Here is a 16,453-nt window from a genome sequence, read left to right as displayed (position 1 = left end):
GTGGGCGCCGCCGCAGTCGTCACCGCAGTTGCAATAACCAACGCGGATGCCCGTGGCCGCGCAGGAAGTCGTGCAGGAGGTGGGGCACGTTTTTCATTGCCTTATGTCCAACATTTCCCGCAGTCCTACCCAAGCCTGGCTGGCCGTCATTGCCCTGGCCCTGGGGGCTTTTGTTTTCAACACCAGCGAATTCGTGCCCGTCGGCCTGCTCAGCGACATTGGCGGCAGCTTTGGCATGCCAACGGAGCAGGTGGGGCTGATGCTCACCATCTATGCCTGGATCGTGGCGCTGGCGTCCTTGCCCTTCATGCTGCTGACCAAGAGCGTCGAGCGGCGAAAACTGTTGGTGGGCGTGTTTCTGGTGTTCATCGTCAGCCATGGGCTGTCGGGCGTTGCCTGGAGCTTTCCGGTGCTGGTGCTCAGCCGCGTGGGTGTGGCCTTGTCGCACGCGATTTTCTGGTCGATCACCGCCTCGCTGGCCGTGCGCGTGGCACCCCAGGGAAAACAGGCGCAGGCGCTCAGCCTGCTGGCCACGGGCACGACACTGGCCATGGTGCTGGGCATTCCCCTGGGGCGCGTGGTGGGCGAATGGCTGGGCTGGCGCACCACGTTTTGGGCCATTGGCGGCGTGGCGGCGGTGGTGCTGCTGGGGCTGGCCAAATGGCTGCCGCTGCTGCCCAGCCAGAACGCCGGGTCGCTGGCCAGCGTGCCCATGCTGCTGCGCCGTCCGGCGCTGGTGTCGCTGTACCTGCTGCTGGTCATCGTGGTGACGGGGCAGTTCACCACCTACAGCTATATCGAGCCGCTGGTGCAGACCATTGCCGGCTATAGCGGCGACACCACCACCGTGGTGCTGCTGCTGTTTGGCGGCATGGGCGTGGGCGGCAGTCTGCTGTTCAGCCGCTTTGGCATGCGCTTTCCGAACGGGTTCCTGTTGCTGGCGCTGGCGGCGCTGGCGCTGTGTTTGCTGGTCTTGCTGGCCAGCACGCGTTCCATCGGCGCGCTGTACATGGTCTGCGCGGTGTGGGGCGTGGCGCTGATCTGCTTCACGCTGGCCATGCAGGCCAAGGTGCTGCGCATGGCCGCCGATGCCACGGATGTGGGCATGTCCATGTTCTCCGGCATTTTCAACATCGGCATTGGGGCTGGTGCCCTGTTGGGCAGCCAGGTCAGCCAGCATTGGGGCATGCAGCACATCGGTGTGGTCGGCGGTGCCTTGGTGGCGCTGGGCCTGGCGTGGTGTGCGATGGCCTTCTGGCGCTGGGGCGAGGGCTTTCGCGGGGTGCCGGCGGGTTGATCGTTTCCATCACCCCTGTGCCTCTCAGAGGGTTCTGCTCTCACGCAGTGCGGCAATGGCCTGCGCGCTCAGGCCCAGTTCGCGCAGCACCTCGTCGGTGTGCTGCCCGAGCGCGGGTGGCGCGTTGCGCAGCACCGGCGGGTTGCTGGACAGGCGCAGCGGGCTGGCCACGCCGGTGATCTGCGCCACGCCGTCGCCGGCCTCGCCCGTCTTCCAGCGCGGCAGCGTCACGGCCAGGCCGCGCGCCTTGACCTGCGCGTCGTCAAACGCCTGGGCAATGGTGTTGACGGGGCCGCAGGGCACGGCCTTGTCTTCCAGCAGTGCAATCCACGCGGCCGTGGTGCGCGTGCGCGTGACGGCTTCCATGGCGGGGATGAGTTCGGCGCGGTGCTGCACGCGCAGCGTGTTGGTGGCAAAGCGGGCATCGGCGGCCCACTGGGGTTGGCCGGCAGCGGCGCAAAAGCGCTGAAACTGCCCGTCGTTGCCAATGGCCAGCAGCATGTTGCCGTCCTGCGTGGGAAAGTCTTGGTAGGGCGCCAGGCTCGGGTGGCTGTTGCCCATGCGGCCAGGCGCCTCGCCGGTGGCGAGGAATCCCGACGCCTGGTTGGCCAGCACGGCCATGCCCACGTCCAGCAGCGCCATGTCGATGTGCTGGCCCTGGCCGGTGCCGGTGGCTGCGTTGTCGCGCACATGCAGCGCGGCCAGGATGGCGTTGCTGGCATAGATGCCGGTGAACAGGTCGATCACCGCCACACCCACGCGCAGCGGACCGCCGCCGGGTTCGCTGTCGGCCCGGCCGGTGATGCTCATCATGCCGGTCATGGCTTGCACCATGAGGTCGTAACCGGCGCGCTCGGCATACGGCCCGCTTTGCCCGAAGCCGGTGACCGAGCAGTAGATGAGGCGCGGGTTGAGCGCGCGCAGGCTCTCATGGTCGAGGCCATATTGCCTGAGGCCGCCGACCTTGAAGTTCTCCACCACGATGTCGGCCTGCTGCGCCATCTGCTTGATGAGTGCCTGGCCCTCGGGCGTCGCCATGTCGATGGTCACCGAGCGCTTGTTGCGGTTGCAGGCCGTGAAATAGCTGGCCTGGTTCGTGTTGTTGCCGGCGGCGTCCTTCAAAAAGGGCGGGCCCCACTGGCGCGTGTCGTCGCCCACGCTGGGGCGCTCGACCTTGACCACATCGGCCCCCAGGTCGGCCAGCATCTGGGTGCACCAGGGTCCGGCGAGCACGCGGGAGAGGTCGAGGACCTTGATGCCAGCGAGGGCGCCAGCGTTGGGGGAGGGTGTGATCATGAAGTTGGGTTGCTATTAAATTCATAGCTACTAGCGCTTGTATATCAAGCGCTAGCAGCCTAAACGTATGGGATGGGCATGAGGGATGAGTTGGGCGTGTCTCCAGGCCAGGGACGCCGAGCAAGGGCCGCCCCGCAGCGAGGGCGTCGTCCCCCTTCCCGGCGAAGCCGAGAGAAGGGGGAAGGCGCGTAGCGCCTCAGGGGGATGTCACGCAAATGCCGCAATGCCCGTCTGCGCGCGGCCCAGAATCAGCGCGTGCACATCGTGCGTGCCTTCGTAGGTGTTGACCACTTCCAGGTTCACCAGGTGGCGGGCCACGCCGAACTCGTCGCTGATGCCGTTGCCGCCCATCATGTCGCGCGCCATGCGGGCAATGTCCAGCGACTTGCCGCAGTTGTTGCGCTTGATCAGCGAGGTGATTTCGACCACGTTCTGGTGCTCGTCCTTCATGCGGCCCACGCGCAGCGCGGCTTGCAGGCCCAGGGTGATTTCGGTCTGCATGTCGGCCAGCTTTTTCTGGATGAGCTGGTTGGCGGCGAGGGGCCGGCCAAACTGCTTGCGGTCCAGCGTGTACTGGCGCGCGGTGTGCCAGCAGAACTCGGCCGCACCCAGGGCGCCCCAGGCGATGCCGAAGCGCGCGCTGTTCAGGCAGGTGAAGGGGCCCTTCAGGCCCTGCACTTCAGGAAAGGCGTTTTCTTCGGGCACGAACACGTCGTCCATCACGATCTCGCCGGTGACCGAGGCGCGCAGTCCCACCTTGCCGTGGATGGCGGGTGCCGTGAGGCCCTTCATGCCCTTTTCCAGAATGAAGCCGCGGATGGGGCCGACCACATCCTTGCCATCGCCGCCTTCGCTCACCTCTTTGGCCCAGACCACGAACACGTCGGCCACGGGGCTGTTGGTGATCCACATCTTGCTGCCCTTGAGCTTGTAGCCGCCGGCCGTCTTGTAGGCGCGCGTGGCCATGCTGCCGGGGTCGGAGCCGTGGTCGGGCTCGGTCAGGCCGAAGCAGCCGATGAATTCGCCCGTGGCCAGCTTGGGCAGGTATTTCTGCTTTTGCGCTTCGGTGCCGAATTCGTTGATCGGCACCATCACCAGCGAGCTTTGCACGCTGGCCATGGAGCGGTAGCCCGAGTCCACGCGCTCGATTTCGCGCGCCACCAGGCCATAGCTAACGTAGTTCAGGCCGGCGCCGCCGTACTGTGTGGGGATGGTGGGGCCCAGCAGGCCCAGCTCGCCCATCTCGCGGAAGATGGTGGTGTCCATCTTCTCGTGGCGGAAGGCTTCGAGCACGCGGGGGGCCAGCTTGTCCTGGCAATAGGCGGCGGCGGCGTCGCGGATGGCGCGCTCGTCGTCGGTGAGTTGCTGGTCGAGCAGGAAAGGGTCATCCCATTGGAAAGCGGCGTGGGCCATGGTGGTGTCTCCGGTCGGTAGATCAAGGAATCAATGAAGCGGCGCCTGGCGTCATGCGGGTTGCGCATGGCGTTGTTGCGTGAGGGGGCATCGTAGGCTTGCCACGCAAGGCCTGCAAGCGACTTCTTTTCATCCAGAAATGCGTTTTTGGCATGTATGGAATACTTGTTGCATGGGCTTTCCTGGGGTGGAGAGCCGTTAACGAGTTCGAGTCAAGCATGCGCCGCAATATTCCATCGACCCAGGCCCTGGCCTGTTTTGAAGTCGCCGCCCGGCACGAGAGCTACACGCGCGCCGCGCAAGAGCTCTCGCTCACGCAAAGCGCGGTGTCGCGCCAGATCCAGGCGCTGGAAGAATTTTTGGGCGTGCAGCTGTTTCGCCGCACGCGCCACGGCGTGGTGCTGACGCCCGCCGGCGCGCACTACGGCCGCCAGGTGGCGCGCTGGCTGCAGGGGCTGGAGCGCGACACGCTCGATGTGATGGCCCACCAGGGCGAGGGCGGCACGCTCACGCTGGCGGCGGTGCCCACGTTTGCCACGCGCTGGCTCATCCCGCGCCTGCCGCAACTGGCGCAGCAGCACCCGGACATCGTGGTGCACATCGAAACCCAGACGCGGCCCTTTCTGTTTGCCGACACCACTTTCGACGCCGCGCTGTATGCCGGCACGCCCGAGCAGGTGGCCCACTGGCCGGGCGTGCAGGCGCAGTTGCTGATGCACGAAGACGTGGTGCCCGTGTGCAGCCCACGCCTGCTCGAATCCGCCGCGCCGCGTGGCCGGGGCCGGGCCCACCAGCCCGTGTCGGCCGAGGCGCTGGCCGGGCTGCCCCTTTTGCAGCAAAGCACCCGCCCCTACGGCTGGCGCCAGTGGTTTGATGCCATGGGTGTGAATGCGCCGCACGCGCTGGATGGCCCGCGCTACGAGCTGTTCTCGATGCTGGCCGTGGCCGCCACGCATGGCATGGGCGTGGCGCTGATCCCGCCCTTGCTCATCGAGGCTGAACTGGCCAGTGGCGAGCTGGTGGTGGCCTGCGCACGCCCGCTGCGTGGCGAGCGTGCCTACTACCTCATCAGCCCCGCGCAGGCCCAGCCCCCGGTGCTGGCGGCGTTTGCGCAGTGGCTGCTGGGCATGGCGAAGGGGGATTTGCCCGCACCCTGAAGCGCGCTGCCCCGGCCCGCAGCGGCCGCACGCACGTCCATGCGTCCGTGCAATGGGCAGGGCCAGGTTCTGGTGGGCTGCGCTTGCGTTGCGCAGGCCATCGGTCTAATCTGGCGGCGTCAGTTGCATGCACAACGGCTACCCGGAGATCAACCATGACGAACACCTACCACGCAGCGCATTTCGACCCTACGGTGGACGAGATCGATGTTCTCAAACGGCTGGAGATGGGTGAGGTCATCACCCAGGACGGCGCGCTCAAAGAGCACCTGTCTGGGCGGCTGCTGGAGTGGGGGCTCATCAGCAAGAAGGCGGGCGGTGAAATGGCCATCACCCCCCAGGGGCGGCAGTTGATCCGGCGCCAGGGCAACTGACCTCACCGTGGCGCCTGGGTGCCACCAGATGCCCCCGCTTTTCGGGCATGTGCCCCCAAATGTACCCCCACGTATCCGCGGATTCCGGCACATTTCGGCGCACGTCTGCGCACTAGTCAAAGCCGCTTGCCATAGGGAAAAAGAAAAAGGCCGGTAGCTAATGGAAGCTACCGGCCTTGTCTGTGGTGCCCGGGGCCGGAATCGAACCGGCACGCCTTGCGGCGGGGGATTTTGAGTCCCCTGCGTCTACCAATTTCACCACCCGGGCGGGTAATTTGTGAAGACGCAAATTATGGCACAGTAGGGCGCATGAAATATCCGACGATTGAAGATGCGGTGGGCAACACGCCGCTGGTGGCGCTGCAGCGCATTGGGGCGCAAGGCCATGCCGAGCGTGGCAACGTGGTGCTGGGCAAGCTGGAGGGCAACAACCCTGCGGGCTCGGTGAAAGACCGGCCCGCGCTGTCGATGATTCGCCGTGCCGAGGAGCGCGGCGAGATTCGCCCGGGCGACACGCTGATCGAGGCCACGTCGGGCAACACGGGCATTGCGCTGGCCATGGCGGCGGCCATCAAGGGCTATCGCATGGTGCTGGTGATGCCCGAAGACCTGTCGATTGAGCGGGCGCAGACCATGAAGGCCTTTGGTGCCGAGCTGGTGCTGACGCCCAAGAGTGGTGGCATGGAGCACGCCCGCGATCTGGCCGAGGCCATGCAAAAGCGCGGCGAGGGCAAGGTGCTGGACCAGTTTGGCAATGCCGACAACCCGCGCATCCACTATGAAACCACCGGCCCCGAGCTGTGGGAGCAAACGGGTGGGCGCATTACCCACTTTGTCAGCGCCATGGGCACCACGGGCACCATCACGGGGGTGTCGCGCTTTTTGAAAGAAAAAAACCCCGCCATCCAGATCATTGGGGCGCAGCCGCAAGAGGGCTCGCGCATTCCGGGCATCCGCAAGTGGCCGCAGGAATATCTGCCCAAAATTTACGACGCCTCGGCGGTCGATGAGCTGGTTTATGTGAGCCAGGACGACGCCGAAGAAATGTGCCGCCGCCTGGCGCGCGAAGAAGGCATTTTTGCGGGCATTTCGGCGGCGGGCGCCTGCTGGGTGGCGCAGCAGATCGCGCAGCGCGAGAGCAATGCCACCATTGCGTTCATCGTGTGCGACCGGGGAGACCGCTATCTCTCTACCGGCGTGTTTCCTGCGTGAGGCGCTCAAGCCATCGTTGGCGTCAATATTTTGATGAAATTGGCCTCTAGCCCTTATATATTAAGCGCTAGCAGCTATCATAATAATAGTATATGAACTACGAAACCCGCCACTGCGCGCACTGCGGCACCGCCCTGCAACCCATCACCCTGGCCGAAGACGGCGGTGACAAAGAGCGGTTGCGTTGCCCCGCCTGCGGCTGGACGCACTGGAACAACCCCACGCCCGTGCTGGCGGCGATTGTGGAGGTGGGCGGCAAGGTGCTGCTGGCCCGCAATGCGGCCTGGCCGGGCAAGATGTTTGCGCTGATCACCGGCTTCATGGAGGCGGGCGAGTCGCCGCAGGAGGGCATTGCGCGCGAGGTGAAGGAGGAAACCAACCTCGACGTGCAGTCCACCACCCTGGTGGGCGCGTATGAGTTCCTGCGCATGAACCAGATCATCATTGCCTACCATGTGGTGGCCACGGGGCAGGTTCAGTTGTCGCCCGAGCTGGTGGACTACCGGCTGTACGATCTGGCAGACCTCAAGTGCTGGCCTGCGGGCACCGGCTATGCGCTGGCCGACTGGCTGCGCACCAGGGGTCATGAGCCGGTGTTTTTTACCGCCGAAGAAAATGCAGAGCGCCGCCGCGGGCTGGATGACCAAGCCCCGGTCGCGACGCCGCCTAAGGATTGATGACCATGGACGTTCACAAAGAAATCGACACCCGGGGCCTTAACTGCCCCCTGCCCATCCTCAAGGCCAAGAAGGCGCTGTCAGACATGGCCAGCGGCCAGTTGCTGAAGGTGGTGGCCACCGATGGCGGGTCTCTGCGGGACTTTCAGGCGTTTGCCAAGCAGACGGGCAATGAGCTGGTGGAGCAGCAGACGGTGGGCGAGGAATACATCCACATTCTGCGGCGGCGCTAAGCGTTGCAAGCTAAACCGGTTGCTAGCCCATGATGGGCGAGCGCTGATAGCTATTATTTTGGTAACTATGTGCTCAGATTCACATCCCGACTGCGATCAGGTCCCGCAGTAGTTGCGCGCCCAGCTCGATCCGGTCTTCGGTGTCGATGCCATTGTGTTGGGGTATGGCGTACAGCAGATTTTGATAGCGGGGGTGGCTTTGCACTACACCGTTGAACGCCTGCTGCTGCACGGCGTCTTCAGGGATGTTGCTGAATTCCCAACCAGCGTCCACGCACCGTATCTTGATGCGACTGCCGAGTAGCTCCAGGTAGCGGGCCTTGTCTTCGTAGCCGTAGAAGGAGCGGGGCCAACGGTCATTCGCTGGGGTTACTTGCGCGAGCGTGGCCAGTGCCAGAAGGTAGGCGTCGTGGTGGTAGCTGCGGTTGTCGCAAGAGTCGGTGTAGAGCATGCACAGGGAATAGCCTGGGTCTGGGGACACCACGTAGGTGCCAGCAAACTCAAGTTGTTCGCCGCGCATTGCTGGGTACTTTGCAAGGTAGTAGCGCCAGTCTTTGGGGGTCTGGGGGTCGTCCAGAAACGCATCGACGACGGATTGCGGCGGCTGCCCTGCCGCCATGCAGTCCAGCAGGGCCAATAGCGCGGTAGAACTGGGGTGGGGATGCTCGTTGCGCCGAGCGCGCCAGTGGTCTTCCCATAGCCCTGCTTGCTGTTGTCTGGGCGCGCCCAGGTAGGTCAGGCGGTGGCCGGAACTGCGCATATAGCCCCGGCCATCATTGCGCTTGGCCAGCAGAGCCACGCTGGCCAAGCTGTAAGGCGTGTGGGGCGGATTAAACAAGATGGCGAACTGCAGGGCGCGGGCTTCAAAGGTGGCGGGGTTCTGCGCGGGGTCAAGGTTGAACGCCGTCAATCCGCCACGCAGCAGTACATGGTCTTCCAGCCGGTGCATGGTATCCCGCAACGTGGGATGGATGTCTAGGAGGGCTTGCTTGTCCTGCTCGTTGCGCACTTGTACTTGGTTGAATGTTTTGATTTCAGCCAGCGTTTTTCCGACGACGATGCCATACACCTCGGCCAGTAGCCTGGGCATGTTGTCGGTGCGGATCTCAACACGCGATGCCTCGATTAGATTGCGCAGCAGGCGTAGGCGCGGGCGCAGGGTGTCTAAAGGCACGAATTCCATGTGCGCGCGCAGCACCCCATAGAGCAGCAGGGTGTGCGGCAAGCTCCAGGGGCGGCTTTTGCCGTAGCTCTCGCAGCAGGCGTGAAAGAGATCCACGCCGATGCGGTTTTCGTTGAAATCCCTGAAATTGAACATGCGCAGAGGCTGCGTGGCAGGCCCTTCGGTGCGGGTGAAAAGTTGCTCGAACAAGGGTTTGATACTGTCGGGCCCTATACCGGCCCAGATATCCAGCGCGCGCACCGTCCAGTTCATGTCGGCTAGCAGGCATCCGGCCAGCTCGGCCAGTGCTTGCCGGTCGGTTTGGGACTGATTGACGTCTTTCTTGCCGATCTTCCAAGCCTGCACTTCGGCCAGAAAACGCAGGTAGCGCATGAACTCTTCGTCGATCAGGTGGTTGTCGCCCCGGTAGTGCCAGAACAGGTCGGCCCAGATCGTATCGATCTTGTCAGAGAACGTGCGCTTGGTTTCTGCGGGGATGGCAGGGTCGTCGCGCATCAGCGCTTCCAGCTCGGCCTTGAAGTTCTCGAAATCGGTCAACGGCCTGCCCCGTGAGTTCATCTTCACGTACAGGGTGTTGTTCTCGCTCTTGCTCTGAATGGGCAGCAGATGAAAGCGGATGGCTGGATGGGTCGGGTCGGTCAGCCGCTGCCAGTGTGCGCGCAGCTTTTCCGTTGAGTCCTGGCAATACCGCTCATGTAACGCGTCCAGCATGACCAGCATGCCCTGGATGGTGGGGTCGTGCTTCCAGGTGGGCAGGTAGCTGGCTTGGTCTTTCAGCCATGTGGACACAGGGCCTTGCGCCATGCTGGGGCGGCATACAGTCAAAAACTCGCAGAACGCCCGCGCGCTGGGGCGGGTGGCGTAGCTGAAGGCGTGCCAAGGCTGACGAACCCCTTCGGTTTCGCCGGTATGCCAGGCCAGATAGCAGTGCAGCAAAAATAATGTAGTCAGGCGCTGCTGGCCGTCCAGCGGGTACAGCGTGGGCACTTTCTGCGTGCCGTGCTCTATTACCACCACGTCACCGAACACGAAGTCCAGGTCGATCCCGCCGGGGCTGTCTAGAGCGTCGCACAAGCTGGTGATGAAACGTCCGCGAATCTGCTGTACCTGCGGGCTGTTGCGGCCTTGTGCGTAGTCGCGCTGGATCAGGGGGATTTCGATGGCCTGCACCTGCAACCCGTTGATGGGCTGGCTGAACAGTTGGGCCAGGCTGGTGTGGGTGCTGTCGCTGTGTGGCGTGTTCATGGCAGGTAGGGTTTCAGTTTGTCTTTGATGGCTTGCAGGTACTCAGCCTTGTCCGCTGCGCCCCAGAAATGGGGTTGCATATTGCCTGCGGGGGTGTAGTACTTCAGGAAAACGTTGCGGGTGGCCGCCGGGATGTAGTCCCCGCGCTTGTCGCTATCGACCACCTTTTGCCGCTTGACCTCGAACACGGCATTGCTCAGTTCGGCATTGACTTTGTGGGACAGCAGGGCCAGGTTGGCGATGGTGTGGTCAGCGCCTTCATCATCAGGGGTCAGTGCCTTTTGTATCCGCCCCGCCAGGTCGCGAAACCGCTCGCCAAAGCCGCGTTCCTCCACCGCCGGGATGGCGCCGTCGATCTCGTCGAGCAGTGCCATTGCAGCACGGTCAATCTGGATGGCTTCCAGGGCATTGCGATGCTCCTGTAGCCATGATTTCCATTGATCGGCACGGGTCAGGTCTTGGGCGTTCTGAGCGTGGATGTGCTCCAGTGTCCATGCCTGCCCCACATGTTTCTCAAACGGAAATCGCTCGCGGCAGATTTGCACGTTGAACAGCAGCAGCACGCGCTGAAGGGCTGCGGCGTTGTTTTCGTAGCTCAGCTCGTCCAGCGCGCTTGCGTTGATCTTCAAGGTGCCTTTAATCTGCTCGTCCAACCAGTCGTCAAAAGCATTTTTGTTGCTGTCGAGGGCTTGCCTTTGGATCTTGCCAATGGATACTCCGCAGGCCACCAAAAAGCCGATCTTGTTGTACCAGCGCGGCTCCTCGAACCAGCCCAGAATCTGGGCGTGCAGTTTTTCCACCTTTCCCCAAAACTTCAGGCCGCTGCTTTCGGCCTGCGAACGCAGCGTGTCGAATGTGTGGTATGGCGGGGGCTTGCTGTCGCTGGGTCTTTCCGGCTGTGCCAGGGTGTCGAACAGCAAGCCGATGCGGGTGCCATGACGTGCGCCGTTCTGCACGTTGCCTGCGACGAAGGCCCAGATTTCGGGGCGCTGCAAGTCGCGCTCCATGCCGTCCCATTGCGCGGCGATTTCGCTTTCGCGCCCCTTGTGGTTCTTGGAAACGTGTGTTAGCAAGACTGCCTTGAGAAGCTCGGCGTCGGTCAGTGGAATGCGACCTTGGTTCAGGCGGGTGAAGAGGGGGATGGGCGCCTCTTTTTCTGGCACTTCGTACCAGATGACGCGCACCGAGTCAGAGAGATAGCCATAGATTCGAAGGATCAGTGCCTCTTTGGCTTGGTCGGTGCTGGCCCTGTTGTCGAACCACTTCTCGATCGCGTCATGCGCGCCTCTCAGGTGGAAATAGTCGATGTTTTCCAGAGCCTTTTGTGCATCCAGTGTTTGTAGATAGTCGCGGCTGCCTGGGCGCGTTTCGTATTCCAGGTGATAGGCAGCACCAGAGCGCCGATAGCCGCTTTTATGCATGTAGTTGAAGATCAGCCACAACGTGGTGAGCCGTTGCTGTCCGTCGATCAGTTCCCAGTTGTCGTCACTACGTTTCTTGATCACGATAGGTTGCAAGCTGTAGTGCCTGGTTTCGTTCATGGCGCTTTCCCAGATGTCGGTCAGCAGCTTTTGGACTTCATCTTCTGTCCAGCGGTAACCGCGCTGGTATGCCGGTATAAAAAATGTTCCGGTAAGCCCTTGGTTTTGCTGCTTGGTATCAGGGTCCGTTCCGAAGCCCACGGGCTTGTATTCCAGTTTGTAGTTCATCTTTTTACTTTTCCTCGGTATTCAAAGTCATCTTGCGCACATCGGTGACCGCGGTCCCAAATCCCCGCAACCACCAGTCCAGCATCGCGCTGTCCACCACGGTGGCAGTGATTTCCATCCATCCATCGTTGTGATCCTGCACGTGCTGGTCTTTCGATAGGGGTGTCTCCCGCAGGTGAAAGCCTGCCTCGTTTTCAATGCAGAACGTCAGCCGCACCTGCTGCCCCTCCCCAAACCCAAACCGCCCATCGTCGTCATATTTCTGCAAGTCAAATTCCACCGGGCGCGCGAACGTTAGCGTGGATGCCTGCGCCTTGCGAATACGGTGCAGCGCCAGGCTGCGTTCGTTGTCGAAGTCTTCGTACCGGCACACCAGGTACAGGCGCGGGCCTTGCTGGGCCAGGCCCAGGGGCATGACCTTGATGGACTTTCGTTTGCCTGCGGCATTTTGATAGTCCAGCTCCAGCCAGCGGTTGGCATACAGCGCCTCGCTCACTTCCTCTAGCACGCCGGACGGGATGGCGGGCGGCAGCAGTGGCTGGCTGGTGGCCACCACGCGCACCTTGCGCGGCCATTCGCGGGCCAGGCGGGTGGACTGGGTGCCGTGGCCCTGGCTGTCGTCGCCCAGGTTGCGCCGGGCCTGGCTGAAGAAGCCGTCCATGGATTGCATCAGCCGTGCGGGCAGCAGGTGCTTGAGGTGCTCCTCGGCCAGTTGCAGCAGTAGTGATTCGTGGGGCGTGAGGTGTGGCACGGCCAGGGTCTGGGCGCGTTCTAACCAGCGATAGCCGTAGGGTTTGCTGCGCTCGTCACGTTCGATTTCGAAGTGGCTGCTGAGCATTTCCAGCTGGCGCTGGATGGTGCGTTCGCTGCGCTCCATGCCGGCGTCCTTGAGCTGGCGGTGCAGCTCGCTGGCGGTGATCTTGCGTCCGCGCGGGATGCGGCGCAGCAGTTCCACGGCGAGCAGGACGGTTTCGAGGGTATCGGGGCGTTGGGGCATGGAGTCAGTCTCGAACGGGCTGGCCGGTGAATGCGCTCCACAGCCGTACCATGGCCCAGGTGTCCAGGCTGCAGTATGCCAGCAGTTGACGTTCCAATTCGGCTTTGCGCGGCGCACTGGTGGCGGGTGTGATCGCCTCCAGGTATGCCTGCTGAGCCGCCCCCCCGTCCTGCACGCCGTCGAGAGCGTCATAGTGCAATTCAGGGCACAGGGCGGGCAGCACGGCCTTGATGCTCCAGCTGCCTTGCTGGCTGGGGTGGTAGTAGTGCTGGCGGGCGATGGGCAGCAGGTCTACCACGCGATCGTTGATGGCCCGCAGCGCGGTGGCCAGGCGGGGGTGGCGTTCAGCGAGTTCACGGATGCGGGTGGTTTCAAACGCGGCGTTGTAGACAAACACCGGGCCGCGTTCGCCGCAGGCTGCAACAAGGGCCTGGGCAAAAGCCAGCGATGGGTTGCCGCCGGAGAGGTCGAGGAAGGCCTGGTGTGTGGCCCGCCCCGTGCGCCCCAGGCGGTGCACGCTGAACTGGAAGGGAAGTTGCTGGTAGGGCCGTGTGCCTTTCCAGAGGGGCACGCCGAACTGGATGGTTTCAAAGTCCATGAAGTAGCCCGGCAGCTTGTGCGCGGCCAGGGCCTGTGCGGTGGCGGGCTGGTCGAAGAAGGCCTGGCCCGACATGGTGGCGGCCTTGACGCGTTGCTGTATCGGGTTGAGCAGATTGTCAGGTACGTCGCGCAGCTCGCTGATTCCGTGCTCTTCGATGTGAGCCTTGAGCGCGTTGCCACGGCGCGGCAGCCAGTGTACGGGGTGTTCGGCCTGGGGCTCCTGGCTCTGGCAGTGGGCGAGAAAACCGCATTCGTAGGGCTCGCTGCACTGCGCGCCGGTGACAGTGCGAGGCGCCTTCTTGCGCGCCACCACGGCCTGGGCGTCGGCAATCCAGCCACGCACTTCGCCGGTGCGGGCGAAGGCCTCGTCGGTCAGGTCGGCCTCCACCAGCAGGCCCTGGTAGTCGCCGTCGCCGGGGTAGGTCCAGCTGTTGTCGACGTGCGCCAGCGCGATGGAGCGCAGCGGCACGCCGCAGGCCCGGGCCACAAAGGCCTGCACGGCGACATCGTCGCGGTGGTAGTCCTTTACGCTGGTGCTGGACTTGACCTCCACCATGCGCCATTGCTTGCCCGCAGGCAGCAGCACGTCGGCAAAGGCCAGCGCGCCTTCGGCACGAAAGCCTGCCTCGAAGATGGGCTGGCGTGCGCGGAGCAGGGTTTGCGTGCGCGCAAAGGCCTCGTCAAAGCCCTCGACCTGAGGGTCGATCAGCTGGCCGTGCTGCGCCGGGTCGTAGATTTGCCGCGCAATGTCGCCCACCTGGTGCCCCGTGGCGTAGTTGGCCAGCGTGGCGCCAGAGTCCTCGCGCAGCTGCGGCGCGTGGATTTCGAGCCACAGGCGCTTGGGGCATTGGCGGAAGGCGAGCAGTTTGGATTTGGATAGAGTGCGCATAGCGGCGGGCTTTCGTTGCAAATTGTGTCAGACGAATCCGATGCGCTGGTGCGCCTCGCCGCTCTTCAGCGCGCATTCGGCCTCCAGTGCAGCCACCAGCGCATCGGCGCTGGGCAGTGGGCGAAGCCGCTGCTGGCGCAGCACTGCGGCAAAGTCACCGGGCGTGAGCTGGTGCAGGCGGTCCAAACGCGTCCGCAGCGCAGCGCTGGGCGCAGCCAGCCCCAGCTGCACGCAGTGGCGCTGCAGCAGCGCCCAGGCCTGGGGGGCGCGCAGGTAGTCCAGTTTCACCTTCAGGTCAAAGCGGCGCAGCGCGGCGGGGTCCAGCCCGTCCATCAGGTTGGTGCTGGCGATGAACACGCCCGCAAAGCTCTCCATCTGCGTCAGCATTTCGTTCACCTGTGTCACCTCCCAGCTGCGCTGGGCGCCCCGGCGGTCTTGCAGAAAGCTGTCCACCTCGTCGATGAGCAGCAGCGCACCGTCGTCTTCGGCTTCGCGGAAGGCGCGGGCGATGTTCTTCTCGGCCTCGCCGACGTACATCGACAGCAGGTCGGACGCGCGGCGCACCAGCAGCGGCATGTCCAGCTGCTCGGCCAGCCAGCGGCCAAAGGCGGTCTTGCCCGTGCCCGGCGGGCCGTACAGGCACAGGCGGGCGCTGCGCGTGGCCGCAATGCCTTGTGCCAGCGCGGCCAGGTCGGCGTCGGCGTGCAGAAAGGCGGGGTCATACACCTCGGGCAGGCGGTTGGCGTCATGGCGCGGCAGCGGGCGGTGGCCCTGGGCTTGCAGCGTGTGGCTGACCAGGTGCTCGAAGGCGCTGGCGCTGGCCGCGCGGCCCACCTCGGCTTCGATGGCGTGGGCTACGGTGCTGGCGCGGGCGACCACGGCGGGGGCCAGGTGCTCGGCGTCGGCCACGCGGGCCAGGCGCGGGGCATCCAGCAGGTCGCCGCAATGCGCTTGCACGATGCGCGCGCGCTGGCTGCGCGGCGGCACGGGCAGCTCGAACACCATGTCGAAGCGGCGGATGAAGGCGGCATCCATCCCGGCGACGGTGTTGGACAGCCACAGCGTGGGCACGGGGTTGTCCTCTAGCATGCGGTTGAGCCAGGCCTTGTGCGACTGGGCAGTTCCGCGCTCCAGCGGGCTGTCGTGGAACACGTCTTCCACCTCGTCAAACAGCAGCAGCGCCTTGCGCTGTGCCAGAAAGCTCTGCGCGGCGCGGAAGGCGCGCAGGCGGTTGACCGGACTGATCGGGTCGCCGTCATCGTCCTCGCTGGCCACCTCAAACAGATCGCAGCCCAGGTCTTGCGCCAGGGCGCGCGCGAGCTCGGTCTTGCCCGTGCCGGGCGCGCCGTGCACGTACAGGTTGACCCCGCGCCGCTGTGAGCATTGCGCGTGGTGCAGCCAGGGGCGCACGATGTCCAGCGTAGGCTTTATGTGGCCGTAGTCGGTCAGCGCAAGATGCCCCGGCGCGGCGGGCTGGATCTTGCCGCGCAGCAGGTGGATGGGGTCGGCGTCGGTGGACACCATCTGGTCGGCGAAGGTGTGCGACAGCATCTCCAGCTTGGACTTGAGGCGCCCTGATCCGCTGCGGTCCACCACCACCAGACCCGAGCGCGCCAGCAGGCCCTGGCTGCCCAGCGCCTGGCGCACCTGCGCATCGGGCAGATCCAGCAGCATGGCCACGGTCTTGATGACCTGGGTGGTGGTGAGTTGCTCCAGCATGTCGGCCGTTTCGTCCAGCATGGGCTCGTTGTGCAGGCACACGGCAAACGCCAGGATGCGCGCATCCACCGCGCTCAGCCCCACCAGCGCGGCCAGCCGCTGCACGTTGTCCTGCAGCAGGGCGGGCAGGGGCTGTTGGGCGCATGCGCGCTGGGCCTTGCTCAGCTGCTGGTACAGCTCGGCGCGCACCGCCTGGGGGTTGAAAGGGCGGTCTTCGGGGTCAATCCAGTGGTCCAGACCCAGGGCGTAGGCGATGTCGTCGCGGCCAAAGTCGTCCTTGCACACGAAGCGGCGAAGGACTTCATGCGAGGTGATCAGGCGCAGCATCCACAGTGCAATGTGGGGCGCCTGCTTGGTGGGGGGGCGAGGGTGACGGTAGGCCATGCAGATGCTCCTTTGGGTGACAGGAGTGATCATCCGCAGGGGTGCGACGACTTGTGTCGCTGGCAGGT

At 64.3% G+C, this 16,453-nt stretch carries 13 protein-coding genes and 1 tRNA gene; 6 read left to right on the top strand and 8 right to left on the bottom strand.

Going from position 1 to position 16,453, the window contains the following annotated elements; all coding sequences use genetic code 11:
- Positions 1–103 precede the first annotated feature (103 nt).
- Positions 104–1,297, top strand: coding sequence for a sugar transporter (locus CCX87_RS13510; RefSeq protein WP_087747042.1), 1,194 nt, complete (start codon positions 104–106; stop codon positions 1,295–1,297).
- Between the two features lie 24 nt (positions 1,298–1,321).
- Here the strand turns inward: CCX87_RS13510 and CCX87_RS13505 are convergent, their stop codons facing one another.
- Both CCX87_RS13505 and CCX87_RS13500 read right to left on the bottom strand, forming a co-directional pair.
- Positions 1,322–2,593, bottom strand: coding sequence for a CaiB/BaiF CoA transferase family protein (locus tag CCX87_RS13505; RefSeq protein ID WP_087747040.1), 1,272 nt, complete (start codon positions 2,591–2,593; stop codon positions 1,322–1,324).
- 207 nt (positions 2,594–2,800) lie between these two features.
- A complete protein-coding gene (locus CCX87_RS13500) occupies positions 2,801–4,006 on the bottom strand; it encodes an acyl-CoA dehydrogenase (protein WP_087747038.1) in 1,206 nt (401 codons plus the stop codon).
- A gap of 218 nt (positions 4,007–4,224) precedes the next feature.
- On the opposite strand from CCX87_RS13500, the gene CCX87_RS13495 reads away from it, so the two are divergent.
- Both CCX87_RS13495 and CCX87_RS13490 read left to right on the top strand, forming a co-directional pair.
- On the top strand, positions 4,225–5,163 hold the full coding sequence (locus CCX87_RS13495; RefSeq protein WP_087747036.1) for a LysR substrate-binding domain-containing protein: 939 nt from the start codon (positions 4,225–4,227) through the stop codon (positions 5,161–5,163).
- Positions 5,164–5,318: 155 nt separating this feature from the next.
- Positions 5,319–5,537: a hypothetical protein gene (locus CCX87_RS13490; protein WP_087747034.1), complete on the top strand. Its 219-nt coding sequence runs from the start codon at positions 5,319–5,321 to the stop codon at positions 5,535–5,537.
- Between the two features lie 183 nt (positions 5,538–5,720).
- On the opposite strand, the gene CCX87_RS13485 is transcribed toward CCX87_RS13490, so the two are convergent.
- Positions 5,721–5,805: transfer RNA gene (locus CCX87_RS13485), tRNA-Leu, on the bottom strand.
- Positions 5,806–5,846: 41 nt separating this feature from the next.
- Between CCX87_RS13485 and cysM the strand changes: the two genes are divergently transcribed.
- The 3 genes from cysM to CCX87_RS13470 all read left to right on the top strand — a co-directional run bounded on the left by cysM (position 5,847) and on the right by CCX87_RS13470 (position 7,659).
- Positions 5,847–6,749, top strand: a complete 903-nt coding sequence (cysM, locus tag CCX87_RS13480) for a cysteine synthase CysM (protein WP_087747032.1) — start codon at positions 5,847–5,849, stop codon at positions 6,747–6,749.
- Positions 6,750–6,841: 92 nt separating this feature from the next.
- The gene (locus tag CCX87_RS13475; RefSeq protein WP_087747030.1) at positions 6,842–7,426 is read left to right on the top strand and encodes an NUDIX domain-containing protein; all 585 of its coding nucleotides are present in this window, start codon (positions 6,842–6,844) and stop codon (positions 7,424–7,426) included.
- Positions 7,427–7,431: 5 nt separating this feature from the next.
- Positions 7,432–7,659 (top strand): sulfurtransferase TusA family protein, encoded by a 228-nt coding sequence (locus CCX87_RS13470; RefSeq protein ID WP_087748338.1) that lies wholly within the window; start codon positions 7,432–7,434, stop codon positions 7,657–7,659.
- 79 nt (positions 7,660–7,738) lie between these two features.
- Here the strand turns inward: CCX87_RS13470 and CCX87_RS13465 are convergent, their stop codons facing one another.
- From CCX87_RS13465 to CCX87_RS13445, 5 genes are read right to left on the bottom strand one after another with little or no spacing between them, the layout of a single operon-like run.
- Positions 7,739–10,087, bottom strand: a complete 2,349-nt coding sequence (locus CCX87_RS13465) for a DUF262 domain-containing protein (protein ID WP_087747028.1) — start codon at positions 10,085–10,087, stop codon at positions 7,739–7,741.
- Complete coding sequence (locus CCX87_RS13460; RefSeq protein ID WP_087747026.1) at positions 10,084–11,796, bottom strand: GmrSD restriction endonuclease domain-containing protein; 1,713 nt, start codon at positions 11,794–11,796, stop codon at positions 10,084–10,086. Before CCX87_RS13460 ends, CCX87_RS13465 begins: the two co-directional genes overlap by 4 nt.
- A 4-nt stretch (positions 11,797–11,800) precedes the next feature.
- The gene (locus CCX87_RS13455) at positions 11,801–12,793 is read right to left on the bottom strand and encodes a helix-turn-helix transcriptional regulator (RefSeq protein ID WP_087747024.1); all 993 of its coding nucleotides are present in this window, start codon (positions 12,791–12,793) and stop codon (positions 11,801–11,803) included.
- 4 nt (positions 12,794–12,797) lie between these two features.
- Positions 12,798–14,282, bottom strand: a complete 1,485-nt coding sequence (locus CCX87_RS13450) for a DUF2779 domain-containing protein (RefSeq protein WP_087747022.1) — start codon at positions 14,280–14,282, stop codon at positions 12,798–12,800.
- A gap of 27 nt (positions 14,283–14,309) precedes the next feature.
- Positions 14,310–16,385 (bottom strand): AAA family ATPase, encoded by a 2,076-nt coding sequence (locus tag CCX87_RS13445; protein ID WP_087747020.1) that lies wholly within the window; start codon positions 16,383–16,385, stop codon positions 14,310–14,312.
- Positions 16,386–16,453: the final 68 nt, after the last annotated feature.

It is taken from the genome of Acidovorax sp. T1 (assembly GCF_002176815.1).
GTDB lineage: Bacteria > Pseudomonadota > Gammaproteobacteria > Burkholderiales > Burkholderiaceae_C > Acidovorax.
The sequence above is the reverse complement of the archived record's forward strand: the minus strand, read 5'-3'. Positions and strand labels throughout refer to the sequence as shown.

Coding starts and splice junctions, on each gene's coding strand:
- CCX87_RS13510 (WP_087747042.1), top strand. CDS start 104: ATGTCCAACATTTCCCGCAGTCCTACCCAAGCCTGGCTGGCCGTCATT.
- CCX87_RS13505 (WP_087747040.1), bottom strand. CDS start 2,593: ATGATCACACCCTCCCCCAACGCTGGCGCCCTCGCTGGCATCAAGGTC.
- CCX87_RS13500 (WP_087747038.1), bottom strand. CDS start 4,006: ATGGCCCACGCCGCTTTCCAATGGGATGACCCTTTCCTGCTCGACCAG.
- CCX87_RS13495 (WP_087747036.1), top strand. CDS start 4,225: ATGCGCCGCAATATTCCATCGACCCAGGCCCTGGCCTGTTTTGAAGTC.
- CCX87_RS13490 (WP_087747034.1), top strand. CDS start 5,319: ATGACGAACACCTACCACGCAGCGCATTTCGACCCTACGGTGGACGAG.
- cysM (WP_087747032.1), top strand. CDS start 5,847: ATGAAATATCCGACGATTGAAGATGCGGTGGGCAACACGCCGCTGGTG.
- CCX87_RS13475 (WP_087747030.1), top strand. CDS start 6,842: ATGAACTACGAAACCCGCCACTGCGCGCACTGCGGCACCGCCCTGCAA.
- CCX87_RS13470 (WP_087748338.1), top strand. CDS start 7,432: ATGGACGTTCACAAAGAAATCGACACCCGGGGCCTTAACTGCCCCCTG.
- CCX87_RS13465 (WP_087747028.1), bottom strand. CDS start 10,087: ATGAACACGCCACACAGCGACAGCACCCACACCAGCCTGGCCCAACTG.
- CCX87_RS13460 (WP_087747026.1), bottom strand. CDS start 11,796: ATGAACTACAAACTGGAATACAAGCCCGTGGGCTTCGGAACGGACCCT.
- CCX87_RS13455 (WP_087747024.1), bottom strand. CDS start 12,793: ATGCCCCAACGCCCCGATACCCTCGAAACCGTCCTGCTCGCCGTGGAA.
- CCX87_RS13450 (WP_087747022.1), bottom strand. CDS start 14,282: ATGCGCACTCTATCCAAATCCAAACTGCTCGCCTTCCGCCAATGCCCC.
- CCX87_RS13445 (WP_087747020.1), bottom strand. CDS start 16,385: ATGGCCTACCGTCACCCTCGCCCCCCCACCAAGCAGGCGCCCCACATT.